Source organism: Pseudomonas sp. PDM25, assembly GCF_019219045.1.
GTDB lineage: Bacteria > Pseudomonadota > Gammaproteobacteria > Pseudomonadales > Pseudomonadaceae > Aquipseudomonas.
On record NZ_JAHUWL010000003.1, the window covers coordinates 407,780 to 433,837 of the forward strand.

Sequence of the window (26,058 nt, forward strand, 5' to 3'; positions counted from 1 at the left end):
CTGATTGACTTTCTTTTAAAATGAATAATAGTGAGTAACTTGTTCTGATTTGGAGAATGGTGTGGAATTCAGCCAATTGCGGATTTTCCAGGCAGTAGCGCAGGAGGGTTCCATCACCCGCGCTGCCGAACGCCTGCACCGGGTGCCCTCGAACCTGTCGACCCGGCTTAAACAGCTGGAAGAGCAACTTGGTGTAGAACTGTTCGTGCGTGAACGTCAGCGTTTGCAGTTGTCGCCTGCAGGAAAAGTCCTGTTGGACTACACCGCCAAGCTGTTCAATCTGCGCGACGAAGCTCAGGCGGCGGTGCAGGGCGGGCAACCGGCCGGGGACTTCGTGCTCGGCACCATGTACAGCACGGCGGCGATTCATCTGCCGGGGTTGTTGGCGCGTTATCACCGCACTTATCCGGCGGTGAACCTGCAAGTGCAGTCCGGCCCAAGCGGCGAATTGCTTGAAGGTTTGCTCACCGGGCGTCTCGATGCGGCGCTGGTGGACGGTCCACTGGAGCTGGCCGGGCTCGACGGCGTGCCGTTGTGCGACGAACGGCTGGTGCTGATCAGCGAAGCCGATCACCCGCCGATCCTCAGCGCACTGGATGTGGAAGGGCGCTCGGTGTTCACGTTTCGGCAGGGTTGTTCCTACCGCATGCGCCTGGAAGCCTGGTTCTCTCATTACCACGCGGCCATGGGCCGGGCGATGGAAATCGAGTCTTATCCGGGGATGCTTGCCTGCGTGATCGCCGGCTCAGGCGTGGCGCTGATGTCGGAGTCGATGCTTGCCAGTCTGCCGGGCCGCGAAAGCGTGGCGGTGCATCCGTTGGCCGAGCCATTTGCCAGTGCCACCACGTGGCTGATGTGGCGCAAAGGCATGGTCGGGGCGAACTTGAACGCCTGGCTTGAGCAGCAACAATCGGTCTATCCGTCGGCGCTGAGTCAGGCTCAGGCGATAGCTTGAACTATCGGTCAGGTATTTTGATCAATTCAGTAACAGATCATTGCGACTTTGGGCGAGCATTGCGTAGGACTTCGGACTATTATCAGTGCGAAGTGGCTACAGAATTTTTGGCTACTCGGCACTACCCTGAAGGGGGCACCATGAAAGAGAAAATCCAAAACTGGCTGCACGACCTGGGGGTTGCACTCGGTTTGATCGAACCGCCTCTGCAACCTGTGCCTATTCGCACTGACGACGAACAACGCCGACGCCAGCAGCGTCGCCGGTAACTACCGACACGAGGTCTGTGGCGAGCGGGCTTGTTGTGGCGAGGGGATTTATCCCCGTTCGGCTGCGAAGCAGTCGTAAATAGCTTGACGCGGTCAGCCAGATACAACCCGGTTGAATGGTCTTGGGGCTGCTCCGCAGCCCAACGGGGATAAATCCCCTCGCCACAGGTTTTCGGATGCCAAATAGTCCGTAGTTGGCAACCCGTCTCAATGCCGCCCAATCTCGATCAAAAACCGCCTCAAGTCATTCGCCGTCCTGGCGGTCTTGAGCATCTGATCTTCCTCCGCCGTAAACGCCGTCAAACCCAGCTGATCTTCCAGATGGAAGATCAGCTCTTCGATATCTCCTTTGTCCAATCCCAATTGCGCCAGGCTCGCGTTGTCGGCTGAGTACAGCAGGCCTCAGGCGTGCAAGCGTTGCCACTCGTCAATCATCGTGCGCAAATGCTCCCCGGAAAAACTCCCGAAATGCCCGCCATGCACCGTGCGGATCGGCAACTCGCGCAAACGCTGCAGGCTGCGGGCGTAGTCGTCGAGGTTGGAATGGTAGGCGTCTTCGATCAGCGGCCCGTCGTAGATGATGTCGCCGCTGAACAGGGTCTCGGTCGCCGCTTCGTACAGGCTGATACCGCCGGGTGAATGCCCCGGTGTGTGCAGCACTTGCAGCGTGCGGTTGCCCAGATCGAGCACGTCGCCTTCTTCGATCAGGCCGGTGGCTGGGGCAGCTTTGACCCGATACTCGGCGTAGCACAACGGGCAATCCGGGTGCGCTTCGAACATTTCGTCGCCGACAAACGCCGTGCTCAGCGTGTTCTCGCCGTCCGGTGACGCGAGGATCTGTGCTTCGGCCGGGTGCACCAGCCGTTCGGGGAATTCGTGATGCCCGGCGATGTGGTCGAAATGGCAATGGCTGGCCACGGCGACCAGCGGCCGCTCGGTGATCCACGGCAATTGCTCGCGCAGACTAACCAGCCCGGAACCGCTGTCGAGCAGCAAGTCCTTGTCGCGGCCCTGAATGTGCCAGAGGTTGCAGCGATAGAAGGGGCGGATGTAAGGCTCGTGAATCAGGCGAATACCGTCGCTGAGCTGTTTCACTTCAAACCACTGATCGCGAGAAACAATCTTCATCAAAGGTTTTCTCCAGACGAAAAAAAACGGGTGTGGCAACCGACGCCACACCCGTCGAAGAAAGCATCAAGTCGTTATGTTCAGCTTAGGCAGGGCTGGCCACTGCTGCTGGACGAGGGGACAGCAAACTGACCACCACGAAACTCACCAGACCCACACCGAGGCTGTAGTAGATCGGGGTGTTGGCATCCAGACCGTCTTTGAACATGAACACCAACGCTGTGGCGAAGCCCATGCCCATGCTGGCGATAGCGCCGGCGGTGTTTGCACGTTTCCAGAAAATCGCACCGATCAGCGGGATCAGCATGCCGCCCACCAGCAGGTTGTACGCCAGGGTCAGGGCGCTGATCACGTCATTCACGACCAGAGCGATGCCGAGTACGACGATGCCGGTCAGTAGGGTGAACAGGCGGTTGATGCCCAGAGTCGACTGTTTGCCGCCGCGCAGTTTCGGCAGCAGGTCTTCGGTCAGGGTGGTGGCGGCGGCGAGCAGGCCGGCGCTGGCGGTGGACATCATGGCCGCCAGGGCAGCCGCAATCACCAGGCCACGGATACCGTCCGGCAGGGACAGTTTGACGATGGCGGCGAAGGCGTTGTTGACGTTGTCCAGATCCGGGATCAGCACATGAGCGGCCATGCCGATCAGGGCGCAGGCCAGTCCGTAAAGGATGCAGTAGAAGCCTGCGAATGTACCGGCGACCTGAGCCACTTTGGCGCTCTTGACGGTGAATACACGCTGCCAGATGTCTTGGCCGATCAGGATCCCGAAGAAGTAGATCATGAAGTAGGTGATGATGGTGTCCCAGCCAATCGTGGTGAAGCTGAAGGCGGTTGCGGGCAGTTTCAACACCAACTCATCCCAACCACCGACGCGGTACAGGCAGATTGGCAACAGGATGAACATCAGGCCCACGGTCTTGATCACGAACTGGACGATGTCGGTCAGGGTCAGGGACCACATGCCGCCGATCGCCGAATAAATCACCACCACACCACCGCCGACCAGCACCGACAACCAGAACGGCAGGTCGAACAGCACTTGCAGCACGGTGCCAATGGCCAGGATCGAGACCACGCCGATCATCAGCGCATACGCCAGCATGATCACCGCGCTCGCCGAGCGGGCCATCGGGTTGTAGCGTTTTTCCAGCACCTGGGTAACGGTGTAGATCTTCAGTTTCAGCAGCGGTTTGGCGAGGAACAGGTTCAGCGCCACGATTCCGCAACCGAGGGCGGCGCATAACCAGAAACCAGAGATACCATGGACATAGCCCAGGCGCACGGTGCCGACGGTGGACGCGCCGCCCAGAACGGTGGCGGCCATGGTGCCCATGTACAGGCTTGGGCCGAGGTTACGACCGGCGACCAAAAAGTCTTCGTTGGTCTTGGCCTTGCGCATGCCGTAGTAGCCGAGTATCAGCATCGCGGCGGCGTAGATGAGTACGACGAATAAATCCAATGCCATGATGGCGTGTCTCCGATTGTCTTTTTTATGTTGAGGCAAAAATCAATCCCTGTGGGAGCGGGCTTGTCTCCGGGCGGCGTTCCGACGAAAGCAATCGGTCAGTCACTTTAATGTTGAATGTGCTGCCGTCTTCGCGAGCAAGCCCGCTCCCACAGGTAATGCGTTGAATCAGGCGGCTTGGCGCAACGCCGGTTTAGCGAGCGAATCCGCGCCCTTGCTGCGTGCATCGTTTGGACCGAACACCGCGGCCGATTCCGGGAACAGGCTCAACAGCGTCAGGTACACCAGCGACGCCAGGCCAAGGGTGACCGGCAGGCTGATGTCGATGCCGCCGGCCAGTTCACCGAGCGGACCCACGAACTGCCCAGGCAGGTTCACAAAGCACAAGCCCACCGCGGCACTTGGAATCCAGGCACCCAGACCACGCCAGTTCCAGCCGTGCGTGAACCAGTAACGACCACCTTTCTCGCCGCGGGTGAACACTTGCAGGTCATCCGGGCAGTAGAAACCGCGACGCACCAGCAGACCGATGATCATGATCACCATCCACGGGGTGGTGCAGGTGATGATCAGCACGGCGAAGGTCGACACGCTCTGCACCAGGTTCGCTGCAAAACGGCCGATGAAGATGAAGGCAATCGACATCACACCGATCAGCAGTGTGGCCTTGACCCGCGACAGTACCCGTGGGAACACGCTGGACATGTCCAGCCCGGTGCCATAGAGCGAGGTGGTGCCGGTGGACATGCCGCCGATCACCGCGATCAGGCACACCGGCAGGAAGAACCAGCTCGGTGAAACCGCCAGCAGGCCGCCGACGTAGTTGTTGGCCGCGATGTAGTCCGGCGCCTTGATCGCTACGATGGTGGCGGTGGCGAGGCCAAACAGGAACGGGATGAAGGTTGCGATCTGCGAGATCACCACGGCAGCCATGATCCGGCGCTTGGAGGTGTCCCGCGGGATGTAACGCGACCAGTCACCGAGGAACGCGCCGAAGGAAATCGGGTTGCTCATCGCCACCAGCGCCGCGCCGATGAAGGCGGCCCAGAAACCGGGTTGGCCCATGCTGACGGTGCCGGCGTAGTTCACATCGAACGGACCGACGAAGGCGAAGATGCCCAGCAGGAACAACAGGCTGGCGCTCCACACGGCGATCTTGTTGACCCACAGCAGGAAGCGGAAGCCGTAGATGCAAACGGTCAGCACCAGGATCGCGAATAGACCGTAGGCCAGGCCCAGGGTCAGGTCGGTTTCCGGAAGACCGATCAAGCGCTTGGCCCCACCAATCAGCGCATCACCCGAGCTCCACACCGAGAGCGAGAAGAAGGCGATGGCGGTCAACAGCGACAGAAACGAACCGACGATCCGCCCGTGCACGCCGAAGTGCGCACCGGAAGACACGGCGTTGTTGGTGCCATTGATCGGACCGAACAGACCCATTGGCGCAAGGATCAGCGAGCCCAGCAACACGCCCAGCACAATCGCCCAGACGCCCGCCTGAAAAGACAGGCCGAACAGTACCGGGAAACTGCCGAGTACGGCGGTGGCAAACGTGTTGGAACCACCGAAGATCATCCGGAACAAATCCGTCGGGCCTGCGGTGCGTTCACTGTCCGGGATCTGTTCGACCCCGTAGGTTTCAATGTGCGTAAGGCTTTGGTCTTTGTTGTTGTTATTCATGATCAGCTCCGATCATAAAGGCGCGCTCATCGTGTGTGAGCGTCACCTGTTTGGCTAAGGGGTTGGCAGCCCTTCCGGCATCGCGGACAAATGTTCGTGGCAGGCCAGCCATAGGCCTTGTTGTTGTCGGCGAAACACAATGGTCTCGCGCTCCTGGCTGAAGTGTTGCTCCCCTTGCATGCGCAGCTCGGTGGCCACGTCATGGATAAAAATCGCCACGTCACCCTGCAGGCTGACGAAGGCGTTGCTCGAGGTGCACGAAAGCACCTCGAAGCCATCCTCCGAGCGCCAGGTGTCCCACAACGCCTGATAGGCATCGCGTGACAGCAGGGGCTGTTCGAGGGTGTAGAACACGAAGCTCGCGTCGGTGCTGAACGCACCGAAGTAGGCTTCGCGATCGTTACGGGCAAAGGCGGCTACCAGATCGGCAGCGGCCTGGAGTACTTGATCACGTTCGTTCACGACCAATCCTCAGCGGTGGACTACGCCAGGCAGTACGCAGAGCATTTCGTACAGCAGGTTGGCGGCCAGCAGCGAGGTGTTGCCGGTGGTGTCGTAAGCGGGCGAGACTTCTACCAGATCGCAGCCGACCAGGTCGAGGCCTTGGCAGCCGCGAACGATTTCAATCGCCTGAATGGTCGTCAGACCACCGATTTCCGGGGTGCCGGTACCTGGCGCCCAGGCTGGATCGATGCCGTCGATGTCGAAACTCAGGTATACCGGACCGCCGCCGACTTTCTCGCGAACTTCGGCCATCAGCGGAGCCAGGGATTTGTGCCAGCACTCTTCGGCCTGAACCACACGGAAACCCTGGTTGCGGCTCCAGTTGAAGTCATCAGCGGTGTAGCCCTGAGCGCGCAGACCGATCTGTACTACGCGGTCCGGATCCAGAAGGCCTTCTTCGACAGCGCGACGGAAAGTGGTGCCGTGGGCGATTTTCTCGCCGAACATGTGATCGTTCACATCGGCGTGAGCGTCGATGTGCACCAGGCCGACCTTGCCGTGCTTCTTATGAATCGCACGCAGGATTGGCAGGGTGATGGTGTGGTCGCCGCCGAGGGTCAGGGGGATCACATTGTGTTCGAGGATCTTGTGGTAGGACTCTTCGATGATCCGTACCGCGTCCAGCAGGTTGAACGTGTTGATCGCCACGTCACCGATGTCGGCAACCGACAGCGAGTCGAACGGTGCAGCGCCGGTGGCCATGTTGTACGGGCGGATCATCACCGATTCGGCGCGGATTTCGCGAGGCCCGAAACGGGTGCCTGGTCGCAGGGACGTGCCGATGTCCAGCGGGACGCCAACGAAGGCAGCATCCAGACCGGCAGCGGTTGGCACATGGGGGAGTCGCATCATGGTGGCGATGCCGCCGAAGCGCGGCATTTCATTGCCGCCCAGTGGTTGGTGAAGAATCTTGTCCACGGGTAAGGCCTCATCGTCGTTGTTTTATTTATGTCGGTTGCGCAGGTCGGGGAGACGCAGGCACCGCTGTGGGGCGATTCTGCGAAATGTAGTGGTCGGGAAGAATCGCTACGGGCAAATACTTAGTTCAGATTTTTCTAAACTAATGGCCACGGCGACGATAGACTTGTGGCCATTCACGGAATCCTGAGTGAGAGGGCTTTTGTGGCGAGGGGGCTTGCCCCCGTTGGGCTGCGCAGCGGCCCCAGAACCTGCCTATGCGGTCTACCTGATGCAACTGAAGCGAATGTTTTGGGGCCGCTTCGCGACCCAACGGGGGCAAGCCCCCTCGCCACAGGATCTCCATCGTCCCGAAGCATTGTGCGTTCCTGTCACCGGAGAGCCCCATGGCCAACGCATTACCCGACCTGAAACTGTTACGCATCTTCGTCAGCGTGGTTCGCCATCAGGGGTTTGCCAACGCCCAGCAGGAGCTCAACCTCTCGACCTCGGCCATCAGCACTTACATGAGCCAGCTCGAAGCCGCCCTCGGCCTGGTGCTCTGCCATCGCGGCCGGGGTGGTTTCAGCTTGACCAGCAAAGGCGAACTGTTCCACCAGGAAACCCTGCGTCTGCTCGGCGAACTCGAAGGTTTCGAGCAATACGCTGCTGCCCTCAAAGGCGAACTGCGCGGTACCTTGAACCTCGGCGTCATCGACTCCACCGTCAGCGACAAGGCCTTGCCGTTCGCCGAAGCCATTGGCGCCTACAGTCAGGAACACCCGGCTGTGCATTTGCATTTGTCGGTCATGAGCCCTTACGAACTGCAACTCGGCGTGCAGGACAATCGCCTCGACCTGGCCATCGGCGCGTTCTCCACGCGCATGAGCGGTCTGGTCTATATGCCGCTGTACCGCGAGCAACACTGGTTGTATTGCAGCAGTCGTCATCCGCTGTTCACCGAGCGGCGCATCCCTGAACAAGTGATCACCCAGCAGCGCATGGTTGGCCGTGGTTACTGGAGCCAGGCGGAACTGGCACGCCACGGTTTCAAACACAGCGCGGCGACGGTGGAAAGTATGGAGGCGCAGCTGATTCTAGTGCTGTCGGGCGCCTACATCGGCTACCTGCCGGAGCACTACGCTCAAGCTTGGGCCGACAAGGGCGATTTGCGGGTGCTGCTGCCGGCGACCTTCGGCTATCAGGCGCCGTTCTCGATGATCGTGCGTCGTGGCCGCAGTCGCGAGCCGTTGATCCAGACCTTTCGCGATTTGCTCAAAGCACAACTGAATCAGGCCGCTTAACGGAAAAACAAGCCATGTCCAGAATCCAATGTCCGCGCTGCCTGCGTCCGCAAACACATTGCCTGTGCCCGCTGATTCCGAGCCTCGACAGCCGCACCCGGGTGTTGCTGTTGCAGCATCCGAGCGAAGTGAACCATGCGCTGAACACCGCGCGGTTGGCGGCATCAGGGTTGAAGAATGCCGAGTTGATAGTGGGCGAGGTGTTCGAGGATTTGCCAGCGCTGTTGAATCAACCGGGCTATCAGGCGCGGCTGTTGTTTCCCGCCGATGATGCGCAGCCGTTGCAGGCTTACACGCTAAATGATGAACCGATGTTGTTGGTGGTTCCGGACGGCACCTGGCGCAAGGCGCGCAAGATGCTGCACCTCAACCCGCTGCTGGCGGCGCTGCCGAGGGTGACGTTGGCGCAGGGCGCAGTGTCGAGATATCGATTGCGCAAGGCACCGGGGCCGGGCGCGTTGTCGACGGTGGAGGCGATAGTGCAGGCGTTGCAGACCCTCGAAGCACCGACTTCTTTCGAACCGTTGTTAAAACCGTTCGAGGCGTTGATCGAGGGGCAGATTGCGGCGATGGGGGAGGAGACCTTTCGGCGCAATCATGGGCCGAAATAGTCGTTGTTTGTGCCGGCCTCTTCGCGGGCAAGCCCGCTCCCACAGTGTTTGGTGGTGTTCACAATATTTGTGTACGACGCGGATCCCTGTGGGAGCGGGCTTGCCCGCGAAGGCGGGTGATCAATCACCGCGGCCTTCGGAGAATGTCTAGCGCTCGCGCATCGCTTCGGTCCGGGCTTTGAGCACGGGTTTAAGCAAGTAATCCAGCACGCTTTTCTCCCCGGTGATGATGTCTACCGTCGCCACCATCCCCGGAATGATCAGCAACGGTTTCACATCCCCGCCCAAGTGATTCTTGTCGGTCCTCACCTGAATCAGGTAGAAGCTGTTGCCCTTGTCGTCCGTAATCGTGTCCGCGCCAATCAACTCCAGCTTCGCACTCAACCCCCCATAAATCGTGTAGTCGTAAGCACTGAACTTGACCATGGCTTTCTGGCCCGGGTGCAGAAACGCCACGTCCTGCGGCCGGACCTTGGCTTCGATCAGCAAGTTGTCTTCAATGGGCACGATTTCCACCATGTCGCTGCCCGGCTGGACCACGCCGCCAATGGTGTTGACCTTCAGCACTTTGATAATCCCGTGAACCGGCGACACCACCGTGGTGCGGGTCACTCGGTCATCGATAGCAATGCTCGTTGCCGTGATTTTCGACAGATCAGTGCGTTTTTCATTGAGCTCCTTCGCCGCGTCGGAGCGGAAGGATTGTTCGGACTCATCAATCTTGCTTTTGATCTCATTGATCGCCGATTCCGCACGGGGAATCGCCAGGGTCGTGGCGTTCAATGAACCGCGAATTTCCACCGCGCTGCGTTTGAGTCGCAAAATTTCCACCGGCGAAACCGCCCCGGTGCCTACCAGGGGCGTGGACATGTTCATTTCTTGCTGCAGCAACGCCAGGCTTGAACTGAATTGGCCCTGTTTGGAGCGGAACTCTGCCAGTTCCTGGGATTTTTGCCGAAGCTGCTCACTCAAGGTGCGCTGCTCGCTGGCCAGTCGACGTTGCCGTTGTTCGTACAGCGAGCGTTCGTCCTCGGCCACTTGCGGCGCCTTGGCGATCACTTCGGGGGACAGTTTGAACGGCCGGCCTTCCGCCTCGGCCGACAGACGTTCGACCTGCGCCGTCAGTGCATAGCGATCCGCCTCGCTTTCGCCCTTGTTCGACAGGAATCGAGTGTCATCGAGGCGCAGCAAGGTGTCGCCCTTGTTCACCATTTGCCCCTCGCGAACGAAAATCTCAGTGACGATGCCGCCCTCCAGGTTCTGGATCACTTGGACCTTGCTCGACGGAATCGCCTTGCCTTCGCCCATGGTCACTTCCTGCAGCACCGCGAACTTGGCCCAGACCACCGCCGTGATAATCAGCGCAGCCGCCAGCCACACGGTGATCCGCGACCAGCGTGGTGAGTCCTGCAACGAGGCGCCGGCGGTTTCCGGCATGAATTCGCTTTCGGCGCTTTTGCTGAAACTGCTGAAGTAGCCGCGTGGCTTCGAATTGGACGAGGTGTCGGAGGATGAACGGGCCATGGCTAGCTCCTAGACAGCCGCAGAGCCGACACGGCCCTTGCGCAGTGCATCGATGACCACTTCTTTCGGGCCGTCGGCGACGATCCGCCCGTTGTCCAGCACCACCAGGCGATCCACCAGGCTGAGCATCGAAGTACGGTGGGTCACCAGCAGCAGGGTTTTGCCCTGGACCCAGCGGTGGAGTTTTTGCCGCAGGATGTCTTCGCTGCTGTTGTCCATGGCGCTGGTGGGTTCGTCGAACAACATGATCGGCGGATCCAGTAACAAGGCGCGGGCCAGCAACACCGCCTGGCGTTGCCCGCCGGACAGCAGTTGTCCGCGTTCACCCACTGGCCGGTCGAAGCCTTGCGGATGCTGACGCGCCAGCTCGGTGACACCGGTCAGTTCGGCGACTTCGAGCATCCGTGAATCGCTGATGTAGCGTGCGCCGAGGGTCAGGTTGTCGCGCAGGCTGCCGGCCAACAGCGGCAGGTCATGGGCGACGTAACCGATTTGCTGACGCAGGTCGGCGACATCCAGTTGCCGCAGGTCCAGGCCATCGAGCAGCAGTTGGCCTTCTTCCGGCGCGTAGAAACCCATGACCAGCCGCGCCAGCGTACTTTTGCCTGAGCCGCTGCGACCGATGATGCCGACCCGCTCACCGGGTTTCACGCTGAAGCTGATGTTGGCCAGGGCCGGAGCGTTCTGGCCGTTGTAATGGAACGTCACACCGCTGACGTCTATTGCGCCTTGCAGTTGCGTGCGTTCAAGCGGCCGTTGTTTGGCGTCGCGTTCCTGGGGCAAGGACATCAGCGCATCGGTGCTTTTCATGGTCAGTTGCGCTTGCTGATAGCGCGTGATCAAACCGGCAATCTGCCCCAGCGGCGCGAGCACCCGGCTGCCGAGCATGTAGGTTGCGACCAGCGCGCCGACGCTGAGGTTGCCGGCGATGATGCTGTAGACGCCGGCGACGATGGTCGCCATGCCGCAGAATTGCTGGATGAACAGCGTGCCGTTGGTGGCCAGCGCCGAGAGGTTGCGCGCATGGCTGTCGAGGCGGGTGAGGGCGCCGTGGGTGCTTTCCCATTTGTGCTGGCGTTCGCTTTCGGCGCTGCACGCCTTGAGGGTTTCCAGACCGCCGAGGGTTTCGATCAGCAGCGCCTGGCGTTCGGCGCCGAGGGTCAGGCTTTTCTGTACGGTGTCGCGCAGGCGGACCTGGATCACCATCGCGAAGAGGATCGTGATCGGAAACGCCAGTAACGGAATCACCACCAGCCAGCCGCCGAGCAGGCCGATCACCACCAGCATCAGCACGGCAAAGGGCAGGTCGATCAGGCTCGTCAGCGTTACGGCGGTGAGGAATTCCCGCAGGCCCTGGAAGTCATGGATGCTTTGGGCGAAACCACCAATGGTCGCCGGCCGCGCTTTCATCGACATGCCAGTGATGCGTTCAAACAGCGTGGCCGAAAGGATCACGTCGGTCTTCTTCCCGGCGGTGTCCAGCAGGTGCGCGCGCACCACCCGCAAGACCAGTTCGAAACCGGTGCCGATCAGCAAGCCGATGGACAGCACCCACAACGTCGACGTGGCCTGGTTCGGCACCACCCGGTCGTAGGTCTGCATGACGAACAGCGGCACCATCAGCCCCAGCAGGTTGATCAGAAAACTCGCCAGAATCGCGTCGCTGTACAGCCACTTCGACAGCTTCAAGGTGTCGCGAAACCACGCTTCAACCCTCGGCACCAGCGGCGAACGCAGGTCTTCGAGTTCATGCCGTGGCCGCGCGAACAAGGCCTGGCCACTGTAATTTTCGGCCAGCTCCTCCGTGCTGACCCATTGTTCGCCGCCGTCGGCTTCGCTGGGCAATATCAACAACTGCCCGTCATCGCCGATGCGTCGCAGAATGGCCGTACGGCCGTTGTTGAGGATTAGCATTACAGGCAGGTTGAGGACGGAAATGTCCGCCAGTTCACGGCGCAGCAATCGCGCCTGCAAACTGGCCCGGGCCGCTGCGCGAGGCAGCAGGTCCAGGCTCAAGCGTTGTTTGTTCAGGGGCAGTCCGGCGCTCAGGCTGGCGCGACTGACCGTCGCGCCGTGGAGTTTGCAGAGGATCAACAGACCGTCCAGAAGCGGGTCATCGAAGCTCAGACGCGGATCGACACCGATGTTGCCGGATTCCATGCTGGTCACATTGATCTCTCCACAGGCCTACTTCAGTTCAGGCAAACGGGCTTCGTTTTTTACTTCCGTGGAGGCGATCGCATCGGCGGGCAACACCACTCGTTGTTTGCTCAGCAACTGCCCCATGTTCGCCAGCACGCGGTACATCGAGAACTCCTCGGTGTAGCGCACTTCGGTGTAGCGGCGGTTGGCGTTGTAGAGCTCGTTTTCACTGTCCAGCAGGTCGAGCAGGGTGCGCTGGCCGAGGCCGAACTGGTCCTGATAGGCCACGCGCACGCGTCGGCTGGTGTCCGCGTATTCGCGGGCGGTCGGGGTTTGTTTCTTGGCATTGACCATGGCGTTCCAGGCCAGGTGAATGTTCTCGTTGAGTTGGCGCAGGGCATTGTTGCGGACGTCCATCGCCTGGTTGATCAGGTGCGCATCGGAGGCCAGGCGAGCCTTGTCGCTGCCACCGCGGAACAGGTTGTAGTTCATCACTATGCCGACTCGCCATTCGTTGTCGTGGCCTTCATCGCCCTGCACGTTGTTGTTCGCACCCACGGCGGCTTCGGCGTCGAAGCGAGGGTAGAACGGCGACTTGGCAACTTCGTACTGGCTCTCGGCCGATTGCACATCGGCCTGGGCGGATTTCAGGTACGGGTTGTTTTCCACCATGCTTTGCTGGGCTTCCTGCAGGGTGGCGGGCAGTTCGCCGCGGGTCGAGGGCGGGGCTTCGAGTTCATCGGGCAGGCGCCCCACGACGGCGTAGAAGTTCGACTCGGCATCCGCCAGATCGACTTCAGCGGTATCGAGGTTGTTTTGTGCCAGTGCCCGGCGAGCGACGGACTGGTCAGAGTCGGCGGTGCTGCCGATACCACGCTGGGTGCGCAGACTGATCTGATCATTGACCCGCATGTGAGCTTGCAGATTGTTTGTGGCCAGGGTCACCAGTTCGCGGCGCTTGAGCACTTCGAGGTAGACCTCGATGGTGCGCAGGGCCAGATCCTGAGCGGTGCCCTGCGCGTAATAGGCCCGGGAGTTGACCACGCCTTTAGTGCGCTGGACTTCGTTCGAGGTGTTGAAACCATCGAAGAGCATCTGCCGCAGACGCAATTCCGATTGGGTGTAGGTCAGAATTTCGGTGTGGTGATTACCTAATGCCCGGGTGTTGGTGTTATCGCTGTACCCGCGCCCGTAGGCGGCATTCAGATCAACCGATGGATAAAATCCTCCCTTGGCGACTTTCACTTGTTCATCGGCCGAGAGGCGGCTGTCCACTCGAGACGCCAGCTCCGGGTGGGTCGCGATGGTGCTCTGGATTGCCTCCGTCAATGACATGGCTTGAGCCTGAGAAGCGCAGGCCATGGCCAGCAGAATTGCGCTGCAGAGGGGGGTTAATACGCGCATGGGTGCCTCTCCCTGATTCCTAATGGTGCTTATTAGTCGCCAAATATTTGACGGCATTTATAGTGAAAACCGTTTCATGCTTGTAACAACAGAGCTAAGAACATTCTGGGGAAAACCATAGAAGAATTTTTCATAAGGCTTATGCCAAAAAAAACTTATGCGCTCTGCAAAATCCAGCACATTGTTCACTCCGAAAGCCCTTGATTTACGAGCGTTATGGCGCTCATCGGGGCTTGAGGAAAGTTCCAGACCACATATCGACTTAGGGCGGGGAAGTGCTGGAGGGGAGGGAAGCGGACGGTTTTAAGGTGACGGTTTTTTGTCACCTTGGTGGATCAAAGCCGTTACGCATCGCTCAAAAGGTGACGTGGTGCGAAAGTGGATCCCGATGCCATTGATTGCAGAGGGTTTTTATCCCGCAGCAGACACGTCGCCCGCGAGCGGCACGCTTGGCGAGAACGGCGCCAGGGCAGCGGCTTACTTGAAGTAACCGCTGCCAGCAGGCGATTCCGCCAGGCAACCCGTAGGAGCCATGAGCACGTTCTTCGCAAAAACAGGATGCCGACAGCGGTTGGCAGCGGAGGAAGTGCACATGGCTACGCTCATCGGTATTGTCAGTAAGGTCATTGGTCAGGTGTTCGCGGTTGCGGGCGATGGCACCCGACGCGCGCTGGTCGAGGGGGACCGGTTATTCGCCGGCGATCAACTGGTTACCGGGGCCGAAGGCGCGGTGGCGGTTCATCTGCACAATGGCCAGGAACTGACACTTGGGCGTGGCAGCAGTATGGAGATGACGCCTCAGTTACTCGCGAATCAGGCACCTCATGTAGACACCGCTGAAGCGGTGACACCGACTCAAGCGCAACTGACCGATGTCGAACAACTGCAAAAAGCGATCGCTGCCGGCGATGACCCGACCCAGACTGCTGAAGCTACGGCGGCCGGACCGGGTTCGACCGGCGCACCCGGTGCACTGGGCGGCGGCCACTCGTTTGTCATGCTTGAAGAGGTGGGCGGGCGGGTCGATCCGACGATTGGTTTTCCTACCGCAGGCTTCAACGGCATTCCCGAATTTCCCCTGGGGCGGCTGGCCGGAAACCCGGATAACGGTGCAGGCGGTTCAGGCGGTTCAGGCGGTTCAGGCGGTGCAGGTGGTTCAGGAGGGACAGGCGTTCTTCCGGTGACACCGGATGTTCCGGATGTTCCTGTTGTGCCTGTGACACCGGTTGTTCCTGATGTGCCGAACAATCCGGTGACCCTCACCGGCCTGTCGGTGGCAGGGGGCGAACTGACCGTCAATGAGGCCAACCTGGCCGACGGTTCGGCCCCCGACCCAGAGGCACTGACCAAGACCGGCACGTTCAGCGTGTCTGCTCCTGACGGGCTGACCAGCCTGAGCATCGCAGGGGTCAACGTGATCATCGGTGGCGTTGCCGCAGGCTTCCCGCAATCGATCACTACCCCGTTGGGCAACACCCTGACCGTCACCGGCTACAACCCGGCCACGGGGGTTGTGAGTTACAGCTACACCCTCGTCGACAATGAAACCCATCCGACCGGTGACGGCGCCAACAGCATCACCGAGAATCTCGACGTCGTCGCCACCGATACGGACGGCAGTTCGGCGACCGGGCAAATCAACGTCAACATCGTCGATGACCTGCCGACCGCCAACCCCGACTCGACCGCGGTTGAGGAGGGCGGCATCGTCAGCGGCAACGTGCTGTGGAACGACGTCGCCGGTGCCGATGGCCCCGCCGCAGGGGGCGCGGTGCTCGGCGTGCGTGCCGGTTCCGACACCTCGGCGCCGGCTGTTGGCGGCCTCAACAGCCAGATCAATGGCACCTACGGTTACCTGACGCTGGACGCCAACGGCAACGCTGAATACCACAGCAACCCGAACGCCGTGAGTGGCCCTGGCGCGACGGACACGTTCACCTACACCCTGCGCGATGCCGACGGAGACCAAAGCACCACCACCATCACCATCGACGTGCACAACTGCAGTATCAGAGCGGTCAGCGATAGCGACGTGACCGTCTACGAAAAAGCCCTCGACCTGAACCAGGACGGCCAGGATCTGGCGCCCGGCACTGTCACCGGCAGCCTGCCGGGCAACACCGGCGAAACCGCCAGTGGCACGCTGGCCGGTTCGGTCAGCGGCGCGGTCGGAGCGATCACCTACACCCTGGTCGGCAGCGCCACCGGTACCTACGGTCAAATCCTGCTCAATCCCGACGGCTCCTACACCTACACCCTGACGTCGCCGGCCAGCACCACGCCGCATGCCAACGACGGGCCGAACACCCTGAGCGAAAGTTTCACCTACCAAGCCACCGATGCCCAGGGCAACAGCACCACCAGCACCATTGTGGTCAACATCGTCGATGACCTGCCGACGGCTCATGCCGACGAGGCTTCGGTCGCGGAGGGCGGCGTTGTCAGCGGCAACGTGTTGTGGAACGACGTCGGCGGCGCCGATGGCCTCGCCGCCGGAGGCGCGGTGCTCGGTGTGCGTGCCGGTTCAGACACCTCGACCTCAGCCGTTGGCGGCCTCAACACTCAGATCAATGGCACCTACGGTTACCTGACGCTGGACGCCAACGGCAACGCCGTCTACCACAGCAACCCGAACGCCGTGAGCGACCCCGGCGCGACCGACACGTTCACCTACACCGTGCGCGATGCCGACGGTGACCAAAGCACCACCACCATCACCATCGACGTGCACAACAGCAGCATTCTGGCGGTCAGCGACAGCGACGTGACCGTTTACGAAAAAGCCCTCGACCTGAACCAGGACGGCCAGGATCTGGCGCCCGGCACTGTCACCGGCAGCCTGCCGGGCAACACCGGCGAAACCGCCAGTGGCACGCTGGCCGGTTCGGTCACTGGTGCCACCGGCGCGATCACCTACACCCTGGTCGGCAGCGCCACTGGCACCTACGGGCAAATCCTGCTCAATCCCGATGGCTCCTACACCTACACCCTGACGTCGCCGGCCAGCACCACGTCGCATGCCAACGACGGGCCGAACACCCTGAGCGAAAGTTTCACCTACCAAGCCACCGATGCCCTGGGCAACAGCACCACCAGCACCATTGTGGTCAACATCGTCGATGACCTGCCGACGGCTCATGCCGACGAGGCTTCGGTCGCGGAGGGCGGCACCGTCAGCGGCAACGTGTTGTGGAACGACGTCGGCGGCGCCGATGGCCTCGCCGCCGGGGGCGCGGTGCTCGGCGTGCGTGCCGGTTCCGACACCTCGACCTCAGCCGTTGGCGGCCTCAACACTCAGATCAATGGCACCTACGGTTACCTGACGCTGGACGCCAACGGCAACGCCGTCTACCACAGCAACCCGAACGCCGTGAGCGACCCTGGCGCGACCGACACGTTCACCTACACCGTGCGCGATGCCGACGGTGACCAAAGCACCACCACCATCACCATCGACGTGCACAACAGCAGCATTCTGGCAGTCAGCGACAGCGACGTGACCGTCTACGAAAAAGCCCTCGACCTGAACCAGGACGGCCAGGATCTGGCGCCCGGCACCGTTACCGGCAGCCTGCCGGGCAACACCGGCGAAACCGCCAGTGGCACGCTGGCTGGTTCGGTCAGCGGCGCGGTCGGCGCGATCACCTACACCCTGGTCGGCAGCGCCACCGGTACCTACGGCCAAATCCTCCTCAATCCCGACGGCTCCTACACCTACACGCTGACGTCGGCGCCAAGCACCACGCCGCACGCCAACGACGGGCCGAACACCCTGAGCGAAAGTTTCACCTACCAAGCCACCGATGCCCTGGGCAACAGCACCACCAGCACCATCGTGGTCAACATCGTCGATGACCTGCCGACGGCTCATGCCGACGAGGCTTCGGTCGCCGAAGGCGGCACCGTCAGCGGCAACGTGTTGTGGAACGACGTCGGCGGCGCCGATGGCCTCGCCGCCGGGGGCGCGGTGCTCGGTGTGCGTGCCGGTTCAGACACCTCGACCTCAGCCGTTGGCGGCCTCAACACTCAGATCAATGGCACCTACGGTTACCTGACGCTGGACGCCAACGGCAACGCCGTCTACCACAGCAATCCGAATGCCGTGAGCGACCCTGGCGCGACCGACACGTTCACCTACACCGTGCGCGATGCCGACGGTGACCAAAGCACCACCACCATCACCATCGACGTGCACAACAGCGGCTTCATGGCGGTCAGCGACAGCGACGTGACCGTTTACGAAAAAGCCCTCGACCTGAACCAGGACGGCCAGGATCTGGCGCCCGGCACCGTCACCGGCAGTCAGCCGGGCCTCACGGCTGAAACCGCCAGTGGCACCCTGGTCGGTTCTGTTACTGGTGCCACCGGCGCGATCACCTACACCCTGGTCGGCAGCGCCACTGGCACCTATGGCCAAATCCTCCTCAATCCCGATGGCTCCTACACCTACACCCTGACGTCGGCGCCAAGCACCACGCCGCACGCCAACGATGGCGATAACACCCTGAGCGAAAGTTTCACCTACCAAGCCACCGACGCCCTGGGCCATTCCACCACCAGCACCATCGTGGTCAACATCGTCGATGACCTGCCGACCGCCAACCCCGACGCGGCCTCGGTAGTGGAGGGCGGCATCGTCAGCGGCAATGTGCTGGCGAACGACTTCGGCGATGCCGATGGAGTTGGGGTGGTCGGCGTGCGTGCCGGTTCCGACACCTCGAACTCGGCCATCGGCGGCCTGAACAGCCAGATCAATGGCACCTACGGTTACCTGACGCTGGATGCCGCGGGCAACGCGGTCTACCACAGCAACCCGGACGCCGTGAACGGTCCCGGTGCGACCGACGTGTTCACCTACACCTTGCGCGATGGCGATGGCGACGAGCGGACCACCACCATCACCATCGACGTGAACGATAGCTGCATCATCGACAACGGCGGCGACCAGGCCCCAGTCATTGCGAACACGCCACCCGTGGCAGTCGATGACCACATCATCACCAACGTGCTGTCGGACCACATCGTGGTACCGGAGGAGTTGCTGCTGGCCAATGACACCGATGCGGATAAGGATCCGCTCACTGCATCGCCGACCTCATTCAACACTGGCTGGATTGCCAAAGGCGCGGACTTCACCGGCACCAATCAAAACTTCAGCTTCATCGGCGGTAACGAGCAGGCGGTGACCCTCGCCCGCAGTGCATTCGTCGCCAACACGACAGCCATGACGGCGGTGTTGGTCGTCAGCGGGGCGCTGGGACCGGTCGACAACACCCACGCTGAGGACCGCATCACCATCGACCTCAAACAGGGTGAAACCCTTAACCTGGATCACAATCTGCCGGCCGATCATGTCGCCATGGAGTACTCAATCAACGGCGGCGCATGGGTCGCCCTCGCGGACGGGCAAACCCTCACCGCAACGTCGGACAGCACCTACCAGATCCACATCACCAACATCGACAACCCTGGCCCGGGCAACAGCGGGAATGGGGCGGAAAACTACCAGTTGACCATGACCGTCGACTACGCCGGAGCCCACGACATCACGCCAGATGCCCACGGCACCTATGCCGCCAACGACAGCCATGGCGGCAGCGACAGCGGTGCCGTAACCATCACCTATCAGGATGGCCACACCCTCACCGGCACGGCGGGCGACGATGTACTCCTGGCGGGCGCCGGTAACAACGTGATCAATGCCGGCGACGGCAACGACGTACTCACCGCCGGTTCCGGCAACAACGAAATGCACGGCGACGCCGGCAACGACTTGCTGTACAGCGGTGCGGGCAACGACCTGCTCGACGGCGGCACCGGCGTCGACACCGCGAGCTATGCCCACGCCACGGCCGGGGTTACGGTCAATCTGGGCGTGCTGGGTGCGCAGAACACGGCGGGCGCCGGGACCGACACCCTGACGGCGATCGAAAACCTGACCGGTTCAAATTTCAACGACAGCCTCACCGGCGACAACCACAGCAACATCATCAACGGCGGCTTGGGTGACGACATGCTCAACGGTGGGGGCGGCGACGACTTCCTCATCGGCGGCCTGGGCAACAACACCCTCACCGGCGGCAGCGGTGCCGACACTTTCCAGTGGCTCAAAGGCAACAGCGGCCACGACGTGGTCACCGACTTCACGCCGGGCATCGACAAACTCGACCTGTCGCAACTGCTGCAAGGGGAAAACAGCACCGCGGCGTCGCTGGATGACTACCTGCACTTCAAAGTCACCGGCAGCGGCGAATCACTGGTCACCAGCATCGACGTCAGCGCCATGGCCGGCGCCGCGCCGAATCAAACCATCGACCTGGCGGGTGTGAACCTGGCCAGCCATTACGGCGTAACGCCGGGGGCGGGTGGGGTAATTGCGGGGGGGCAGGATACGGCGACGATTATCAACGGGATGTTGAATGATCATTCGTTGAAGGTTGATACGGTGTGACTTGAAGGCTGAAACGACAAAACCCGCGATCCCGGTGATAGGGGGTGGCGGGTTTTTTGTTGTTCCTCTGCGCGACGGCTGCGATCTGATGGACGTGATTGGGTGACGGTTGCGGGCGCAGATGGCGTGATAAACAAAAACGGGCGACCTCAGGGGGGCGCCCGTTTTTTTGGGTTGGTTGATACCTGCTGCGCCTTCCTGGCATGAAGCGACAGAGCACGATTAATTAATATCGTGATCTGTCCCCGGATTTCGGTCGGGGTTAATGTCCGTTGAGAAGCTGGAACGTGTATGCAAACCGGGAATAGGGCGGTGCGGCAATGGAACGGTCGGTGGTGGTGGTTGGACTGGTAGCCCATGTTTCAAACAGCCCTCCGTAAGGGGGCGTGACATGGGCTGGATAAAAAGTAGTGTAAATGCTGCCGGCTTCACCGATGGGGGCATAAATTTGGGTGAGGTCCTGGAATTGGGAGGGGAAAAGGAAGGGGACGTAGCCAAGACCGCCAGATTCCGGATTGGCGTAGTTCCATGAAACTGCTGCTGGTCCCGAAAGGGGGGTGGGCGAGCGTATGAGGCGACAGACCCGAGAAGCGGATACTGTGTAGGAGAGACTATCACCGTTGCTGTCTGTGACGGTGATAATGGTGGTTCCGTTGCCTCGTGCTCTCACTTTTCCGTCAGTAGCGCCGACCGTTGCCACTGATGGGTTCTGCGATGTATAGCGATAAGGAGGGGTGCCCGCGGTCGCCTGTCGTGTTTCCGTTGTTCCGGGTGCGTCTTTTTCGGTCCAGCCGAAATCTTGAATGAGCTTGATACCGTTGAGTCCCATGTGGGTTGTGGGTATTTGTATTTTTTGCACCACTCTAAAGGTCCGTGCCAGTGATACGGGCAAGCTGCCATAAGTGGCTTTGGCTGTAATGCTGTGCGCAGCCACTGTCAGGCCGGTGAGGGTGTAGTTCCATTCGCCTGTTGAATCAATGGTGACCGTGTCTTTTATTGTTCCGTTGACCAGGATCTGCACCTGCAAGTTAGCGGTGGCTCTACCGGTCAACTTGACCGTGGTGTCGGCCGTGGTGCCGCCCTGCGGGATCTCTACATTCTTGGAGTTCCTCACATAGGTAATAGTGGGCTCAATCAACGCCACCGCTTTGATGGTATAGGTCCGATCCGGAAACACCGTGGCCGTGGCCAGATTGTTGCTCTTGTCCAGCGAGACCTTGAACTTGATCGTCAGCGTGGTGCCGTGTCCGAGTTGCTTGAGATAGCTGTTGGCCAGCGCGTTGGGCCAGAATCCTTGACTGATCCAGGTGGCGTTGACCTGATACGGGAGGCCGTTCCACCGGGTCAGGTTGTGCGCCGTGCCGTCCGCCTTCTTGCCTTCCAGACTCAGCCAGCACGGCTGGCCCGCTTCGATCAGCGTGTGGAGCAGGGCGTGAATGGTCGCGTTGCTGCTGCCCAGCGCCATCACATCCAGAAAGTTGTTGGCGTCGGCTTCGACGATCTTTGGCGAGATCAGTGCCGTCGCTGGCAACGTCAGGATGTTCAACGGCAAAGGCAATGAGGGGGCGGGTTTGCCGTTGCGTTCGACGACGTAAGTGACCGTCACCTGTTTACCCAAGCTGTAGGCCAGCACCGAGCGCGGCACGGCGATTTCCAGACCTGCGCTGACCAGCCGCTGCGGGCTGGTGTAGGAGCCCGCCACCGCTGAGCCGGTCGCGCCTTGCCAGATCACGCTCAGTTTGTCGGTGGGCAGCAGCGAGCCTTGCGGCACCAGCACTCGGACTTCTGGCTGGGTCGGGCTGAAGTTGGTGCCGGTCATGCCCTTGACAGTCGGGGCCCGCAGATCAAGTCGGTCGAGATGAATGTCCAGCCGCTTCTCCGGGGATTTGACCTGGTTGAGCAACTGGTCGACGACAAAGAACTCCGCCACCGCACTCGCGTTGTCACCCGCCTTTCGGAACGTGTCGGTGAACAGTGTGTGGGTGATTGGCGCCGTGCCATCGGGGACATCGAACTCGACTAGGGTGTCGCCCAACCAAAACTTGATGCGGTCGTGGTTGCGCCGGTTGGCATAGGTGAACCCGAACTCCACCCCTTGCGCCGCGCGTGCGGCGCTGACGCCGTCCTTGAGCACGTCGGCCGGGATTATCAGATTCAGGTTTTCCGCAGGCCGTAGGTGATACAGCACGAGCAGATCCCGAGAGGGTACCGAGTTCCCGCTGGGACGAGTGACCATGTAATGCAGCCGATTGACGCCTTGTCTCAAATTCCCGTGTGGCAGGCACAGGCGCTGGCGCAGCGTTTCCTCCCCCGGCTTGACGGTCTGGCCTGCTCCTGGGATGAGATCGCCGTTGCAATACAAATCCACGTGATCATCGGCCGCCATGATCCAGGAGCGCTGCTGCAGTTCGGTCCAGGGATCGACCAGGCATACAAGGCCCTGTGCCTGGCCGTCGTAAAGGGCTTTGGAAATACCGCCGTCGGCGATGCCGGCCGGTTTCGACGGCGTGACCCAGCCCTGGATGATCATGGGATGCAGCACAAACAATTCGTTCAACACCGCGGACTGGATATCCATTACGTTCTCCTTGGAGGTGGCAAGCCCTGAGTCCTCTCGGGACGCGGGCTCATCACACACCAGGCTGGGAAGATTGGCTACTGTCAGATCTGACAGGTAAGCGTGACTTCCAGACGAACGGTCGTACCGCATCACATCGGCTCCGGTGGCCCAATCAACCGGCCCATCACCCCAAACAATCCCCCAATCAACGGCAAATCAATGCTGTTGGTTGCCCGGAAAATCCACGCGACTGCTGGCGTCATGGTCAATCTGGGCGTGGTCGGTGCGCAGAACACCCCTGGCGCCGAGACCGACTCTGACGACGATTGAAAACCTGACCGGCATGTTGAATGATCATTCGTTGAAGGTTGATACGGTGTGATCTGAAATGCGTCCCCAATTCCCTACCACTTTCTCCAAACATCTGGTTCTGGACTTATCGTGGGTTGCTTCTTTAATTCCCGATTACCCAAACATTGTTGTCCGTGTAATTGCAGATATAGACGCGAGTGCTGTCCGGGCTGAAGGCTACACCAGCAGAGTCGCGGCCGACCGGGATTCGACGGACGCTAAAGGTCGTGGTATCGACTAACACGATGGCCTTGCCGTTAAACCACTCACTGGCACAGAGAGACTTGCCATCCGGACTGAGTGCCAATTGCCACGCGCCAAATCCGATTGGGATGTTGTGAATGACTGCATGGGTACGCGCATCGATCACCACGAGCAGGTTGCCTTCTGTCCTGACGGTATAAATGCGGGTGCCGTCCCGGCTGACCACTATGCCGTGAGGATTGGACCCAACTTCAATGTTGCTGATCACTGAGTAAGTACTCGTATCAATCACCGAGACCGTTCCGCTGTAGGCAGTGCCATTGCCATTCGCGTTGGTGGCATAGACACGACTACCGTCCGGGCTGACGGTAACTTCACTTGCATTGTTTTGAAGCACCAAGGTCCGGAGAGTCTCGAAGCGAGTCGTATCGACTATCGCCAGCCTGCCATTGGGGAAACCGGTAAAAGGATAAGTGCCACTACAAATATAGGCACGAGAGCCATCCGGGCTTATCGCAACGCCCGCTGGAGAATAACCCGTGAACGAGACATTGCGAATAATGTCGAGGCTGGTGGTATCAACTACGGTCAAAACGAAGTTAAGAGAATCAACGCCACCCCGGGTGATATAGACTCGGCTGTTATCCGGACTGACTGCAACACCGAACACATTCCTCCCTAGTGCGATAGAGCCCATCGCTTTGTGAGTGGCGGTATCAACCACCGTGAGTGCGCCATAGTTAGCGGGATGTGAAGTACTGACAACATAGGCTCGGGTGCCGTCGGGACTAATTGCGATGTTGTAAGGGTAGGGTATTCCCGGGATGGTCCCCGCGGATGTCTGAGGTGTAACTGTTGCCACGCCCGTCACGGTCTGGTTTCCATGCAAGGCAGTCAAGGAATAAGCACCGGGCACCGTGTGCCCCTTCACCCCGTTTACAGTGATCTTTCCATCTTTGTCGGTGACGAAGCGGCGGCTACCCCCGACGTTGTCGCTGAAAGTAAAATCCTCTGCCAAGGACAGTTCGACGGTTTCGTCAGGTAGATCCACGCCATTCGTCGCCAGCGCCAGCCTGACTGTAAACCGGCCTGCCGGGGCGAGCGTGTAGGGGTCATTATCAAAGGTCAGGGTCACTACCGGGGCCGAAATCCTGAGCCGCAACTCGGGTGAGGGCGTCAACGATCCCTTGCGGATCAGAACCCAGCGCAGTCTGAGGTTTCTGCCCTGATGCGCCTTGAGCAACTCGGGGCTTAGCGTAAAGTTGGCGCGTTTGTTCTGGTTCAACTTGACCGTCGCAAACGTCGGTGTGCCTGGAAGTGCATTGAGCGCCTCCAACCGCGCTTCGTCGCCCTCTTGAGCGGTCAGTAGTTCGACTCGCACTTTCACCCCTTGCGGATAAAGAGACGATTCAATCGGGTTCTTGGCCGGTGCCACCAGAAACGGTGCCTTCAGCTCAATCTGGGCATTGCCTGTCACCATGACGGGGGTTGAGTAAGAGCGTCCCAGTTCCCGGCCATTTCTAAATTGCTTGTAGTACACCCATATCTGCCAACCACTTGCGGCGGCAAAGTAGCTATTGTCCAGTGGTAGCTCGGGAAAGTCCGGGACAATTTTCACCTCCTTTGTCGTCACAAAAGTTACGTCCTTGCCCTCCGCGTTCCGGTAAGTGCAGGTCAGTTCCAGTGTGTCGCCTGTGGCCCATGGCGTGCGCACATGTACCTTGGCGATCACCGGTTGACCATTGAGTTCACCCAGGTCGATGGTTTCAGGCCCGTGCTGTGGGCTGAGGATGGGTTTGTCGAACCAGTTGCCTTTGAGGTTCACCCACAGCGGGATACTCTCCGAATACGGTTCTGGGGCAGGACCGTTACCGATCCAGTCCTCGACCGTATAGGAGAAGCGAACTGCCGTCCCTTCGCCAGCGGCAACAAGAGCGGCATGATTTACCAGAATCGGTAGCGGATTCTGGTGAGAAGTTTGCTCAGCTTCTTCGACGCTCACATTGTGTTTGATGACATGGTCGTTGCAATTGAACAGGACCATGTCGAACGCTCTAATCAACGGGTAAAACACGTAAAACCAGACCCCGCGCTGCGCCAGTTCCGGCCCTACGCCGTACTTGGCGGCGTCCTCGACCTGGATCTGTAATTGTGAATTCACACCATCGCCTGGCTGGTCGTCCCGCCCTCCCGGGCCTTCTCGGTGAAACCATGCCGCCAGGACGTCAGAGGTGCCGATGTTCTGCGAACCGTTGGTGACGGTGTAGTGGAGGAGGTTCTGGCCATCGCGCAAATAGTCCGTCGGGATTTGGAGGTTGGCGGTTTTGTTTTCATCTCCGGGGTTCAGGTAGGTGTGGAAGTCGACCTTGAGCTTGTTTACGTACAAAGTGATGGTTTGGCCCTGCTGGCTACCGGGAAAAGGGTCCACGACAGCGACGTACCCGGAGTCCGTCTTTGCAAGAATCGGGATGCCGCACTGCGCGTTGATCCCTCCAGGCACGGTGGTTTCCATGCCCTCGATCCTGACCAGATCCAACTTGAGAATCTCTATAACTGTCATAACCTCACTCCCTGTTCGAGGCGCCCACGAGTTAGAAGCAGGGCGGCGA

Annotated in this window: 15 protein-coding genes and 1 pseudogene; 5 read left to right on the forward strand and 11 right to left on the reverse strand. The window is 60.4% G+C overall.

Annotated features, from left to right (window positions below; translation table 11 throughout):
- The first annotated feature begins 61 nt into the window (after window positions 1-61).
- Window positions 62-955, forward strand: coding sequence for a LysR family transcriptional regulator (locus KW848_RS07390; RefSeq protein WP_218536443.1), 894 nt, complete (start codon window positions 62-64; stop codon window positions 953-955).
- 140 nt (window positions 956-1,095) lie between these two features.
- The gene (locus tag KW848_RS31725) at window positions 1,096-1,224 is read left to right on the forward strand and encodes a PA1414 family protein (RefSeq protein WP_007914492.1); all 129 of its coding nucleotides are present in this window, start codon (window positions 1,096-1,098) and stop codon (window positions 1,222-1,224) included.
- Between the two features lie 207 nt (window positions 1,225-1,431).
- On the opposite strand, the pseudogene KW848_RS31730 reads toward KW848_RS31725, so the two are convergent.
- From KW848_RS31730 to speB, 6 genes and pseudogenes are all read right to left on the reverse strand, one after another.
- Window positions 1,432-1,608: pseudogene (locus tag KW848_RS31730) on the reverse strand (acyl carrier protein); the annotation flags it as partial.
- A gap of 18 nt (window positions 1,609-1,626) precedes the next feature.
- Window positions 1,627-2,352 (reverse strand): MBL fold metallo-hydrolase, encoded by a 726-nt coding sequence (locus KW848_RS07400; RefSeq protein WP_140684406.1) that lies wholly within the window; start codon window positions 2,350-2,352, stop codon window positions 1,627-1,629.
- An 85-nt stretch (window positions 2,353-2,437) separates the two neighbouring features.
- Entirely contained in the window at window positions 2,438-3,817 is a 1,380-nt protein-coding gene (locus tag KW848_RS07405; protein WP_008153218.1) for a sodium:solute symporter, read from the reverse strand.
- Between the two features lie 168 nt (window positions 3,818-3,985).
- Complete coding sequence (locus KW848_RS07410; protein WP_111452686.1) at window positions 3,986-5,497, reverse strand: cytosine permease; 1,512 nt, start codon at window positions 5,495-5,497, stop codon at window positions 3,986-3,988.
- A 54-nt stretch (window positions 5,498-5,551) separates the two neighbouring features.
- On the reverse strand, window positions 5,552-5,959 hold the full coding sequence (locus KW848_RS07415) for a nuclear transport factor 2 family protein (protein WP_008153222.1): 408 nt from the start codon (window positions 5,957-5,959) through the stop codon (window positions 5,552-5,554).
- A 9-nt stretch (window positions 5,960-5,968) separates the two neighbouring features.
- Window positions 5,969-6,919, reverse strand: coding sequence for an agmatinase (gene speB / locus KW848_RS07420; RefSeq protein ID WP_008153224.1), 951 nt, complete (start codon window positions 6,917-6,919; stop codon window positions 5,969-5,971).
- 386 nt (window positions 6,920-7,305) lie between these two features.
- On the opposite strand from speB, the gene KW848_RS07425 reads away from it, so the two are divergent.
- Together KW848_RS07425 and KW848_RS07430 are read left to right on the forward strand one after the other, a co-directional pair.
- Window positions 7,306-8,202, forward strand: a complete 897-nt coding sequence (locus KW848_RS07425) for a LysR family transcriptional regulator (protein WP_008153227.1) — start codon at window positions 7,306-7,308, stop codon at window positions 8,200-8,202.
- 14 nt (window positions 8,203-8,216) lie between these two features.
- A complete protein-coding gene (locus KW848_RS07430) occupies window positions 8,217-8,813 on the forward strand; it encodes a tRNA-uridine aminocarboxypropyltransferase (protein ID WP_218536444.1) in 597 nt (198 codons plus the stop codon).
- A 147-nt stretch (window positions 8,814-8,960) separates the two neighbouring features.
- Here KW848_RS07430 and KW848_RS07435 read toward each other — a convergent pair whose 3' ends face one another.
- Genes KW848_RS07435 through KW848_RS07445 form a run of 3 tightly spaced genes read right to left on the reverse strand, consistent with a single transcriptional unit; the run spans window position 8,961 to window position 13,883 of the window.
- The gene (locus KW848_RS07435) at window positions 8,961-10,337 is read right to left on the reverse strand and encodes an HlyD family type I secretion periplasmic adaptor subunit (protein WP_218536445.1); all 1,377 of its coding nucleotides are present in this window, start codon (window positions 10,335-10,337) and stop codon (window positions 8,961-8,963) included.
- Between the two features lie 9 nt (window positions 10,338-10,346).
- Window positions 10,347-12,506, reverse strand: a complete 2,160-nt coding sequence (locus KW848_RS07440) for a type I secretion system permease/ATPase (RefSeq protein WP_218536446.1) — start codon at window positions 12,504-12,506, stop codon at window positions 10,347-10,349.
- Window positions 12,507-12,524: 18 nt separating this feature from the next.
- Complete coding sequence (locus KW848_RS07445; protein WP_192406691.1) at window positions 12,525-13,883, reverse strand: TolC family outer membrane protein; 1,359 nt, start codon at window positions 13,881-13,883, stop codon at window positions 12,525-12,527.
- Between the two features lie 592 nt (window positions 13,884-14,475).
- On the opposite strand from KW848_RS07445, the gene KW848_RS07450 reads away from it, so the two are divergent.
- Complete coding sequence (locus KW848_RS07450) at window positions 14,476-20,334, forward strand: retention module-containing protein (RefSeq protein ID WP_218536447.1); 5,859 nt, start codon at window positions 14,476-14,478, stop codon at window positions 20,332-20,334.
- Between the two features lie 262 nt (window positions 20,335-20,596).
- Here the strand turns inward: KW848_RS07450 and KW848_RS07455 are convergent, their stop codons facing one another.
- Together KW848_RS07455 and KW848_RS07460 are read right to left on the reverse strand one after the other, a co-directional pair.
- Window positions 20,597-22,912 (reverse strand): Ig-like domain-containing protein, encoded by a 2,316-nt coding sequence (locus tag KW848_RS07455; RefSeq protein WP_218536448.1) that lies wholly within the window; start codon window positions 22,910-22,912, stop codon window positions 20,597-20,599.
- A 436-nt stretch (window positions 22,913-23,348) separates the two neighbouring features.
- Window positions 23,349-25,961 (reverse strand): YncE family protein, encoded by a 2,613-nt coding sequence (locus KW848_RS07460; RefSeq protein ID WP_218536449.1) that lies wholly within the window; start codon window positions 25,959-25,961, stop codon window positions 23,349-23,351.
- Between the last annotated feature and the right edge of the window lie 97 nt (window positions 25,962-26,058).

Bases quoted from the DNA above. Each gene is read 5' to 3' on its own strand.
- KW848_RS07405 (WP_008153218.1), bottom strand. From the start codon at position 3,817: ATGGCATTGGATTTATTCGTCGTACTCATCTACGCCGCCGCGATGCTG.
- KW848_RS07435 (WP_218536445.1), bottom strand. From the start codon at position 10,337: ATGGCCCGTTCATCCTCCGACACCTCGTCCAATTCGAAGCCACGCGGC.
- KW848_RS07445 (WP_192406691.1), bottom strand. From the start codon at position 13,883: ATGCGCGTATTAACCCCCCTCTGCAGCGCAATTCTGCTGGCCATGGCC.
- KW848_RS07430 (WP_218536444.1), top strand. From the start codon at position 8,217: ATGTCCAGAATCCAATGTCCGCGCTGCCTGCGTCCGCAAACACATTGC.
- KW848_RS07450 (WP_218536447.1), top strand. From the start codon at position 14,476: ATGGCTACGCTCATCGGTATTGTCAGTAAGGTCATTGGTCAGGTGTTC.
- KW848_RS07410 (WP_111452686.1), bottom strand. From the start codon at position 5,497: ATGAATAACAACAACAAAGACCAAAGCCTTACGCACATTGAAACCTAC.
- KW848_RS31725 (WP_007914492.1), top strand. From the start codon at position 1,096: ATGAAAGAGAAAATCCAAAACTGGCTGCACGACCTGGGGGTTGCACTC.
- KW848_RS07425 (WP_008153227.1), top strand. From the start codon at position 7,306: ATGGCCAACGCATTACCCGACCTGAAACTGTTACGCATCTTCGTCAGC.
- KW848_RS07460 (WP_218536449.1), bottom strand. From the start codon at position 25,961: ATGGAAACCACCGTGCCTGGAGGGATCAACGCGCAGTGCGGCATCCCG.
- KW848_RS07400 (WP_140684406.1), bottom strand. From the start codon at position 2,352: ATGAAGATTGTTTCTCGCGATCAGTGGTTTGAAGTGAAACAGCTCAGC.
- KW848_RS07455 (WP_218536448.1), bottom strand. From the start codon at position 22,912: ATGGATATCCAGTCCGCGGTGTTGAACGAATTGTTTGTGCTGCATCCC.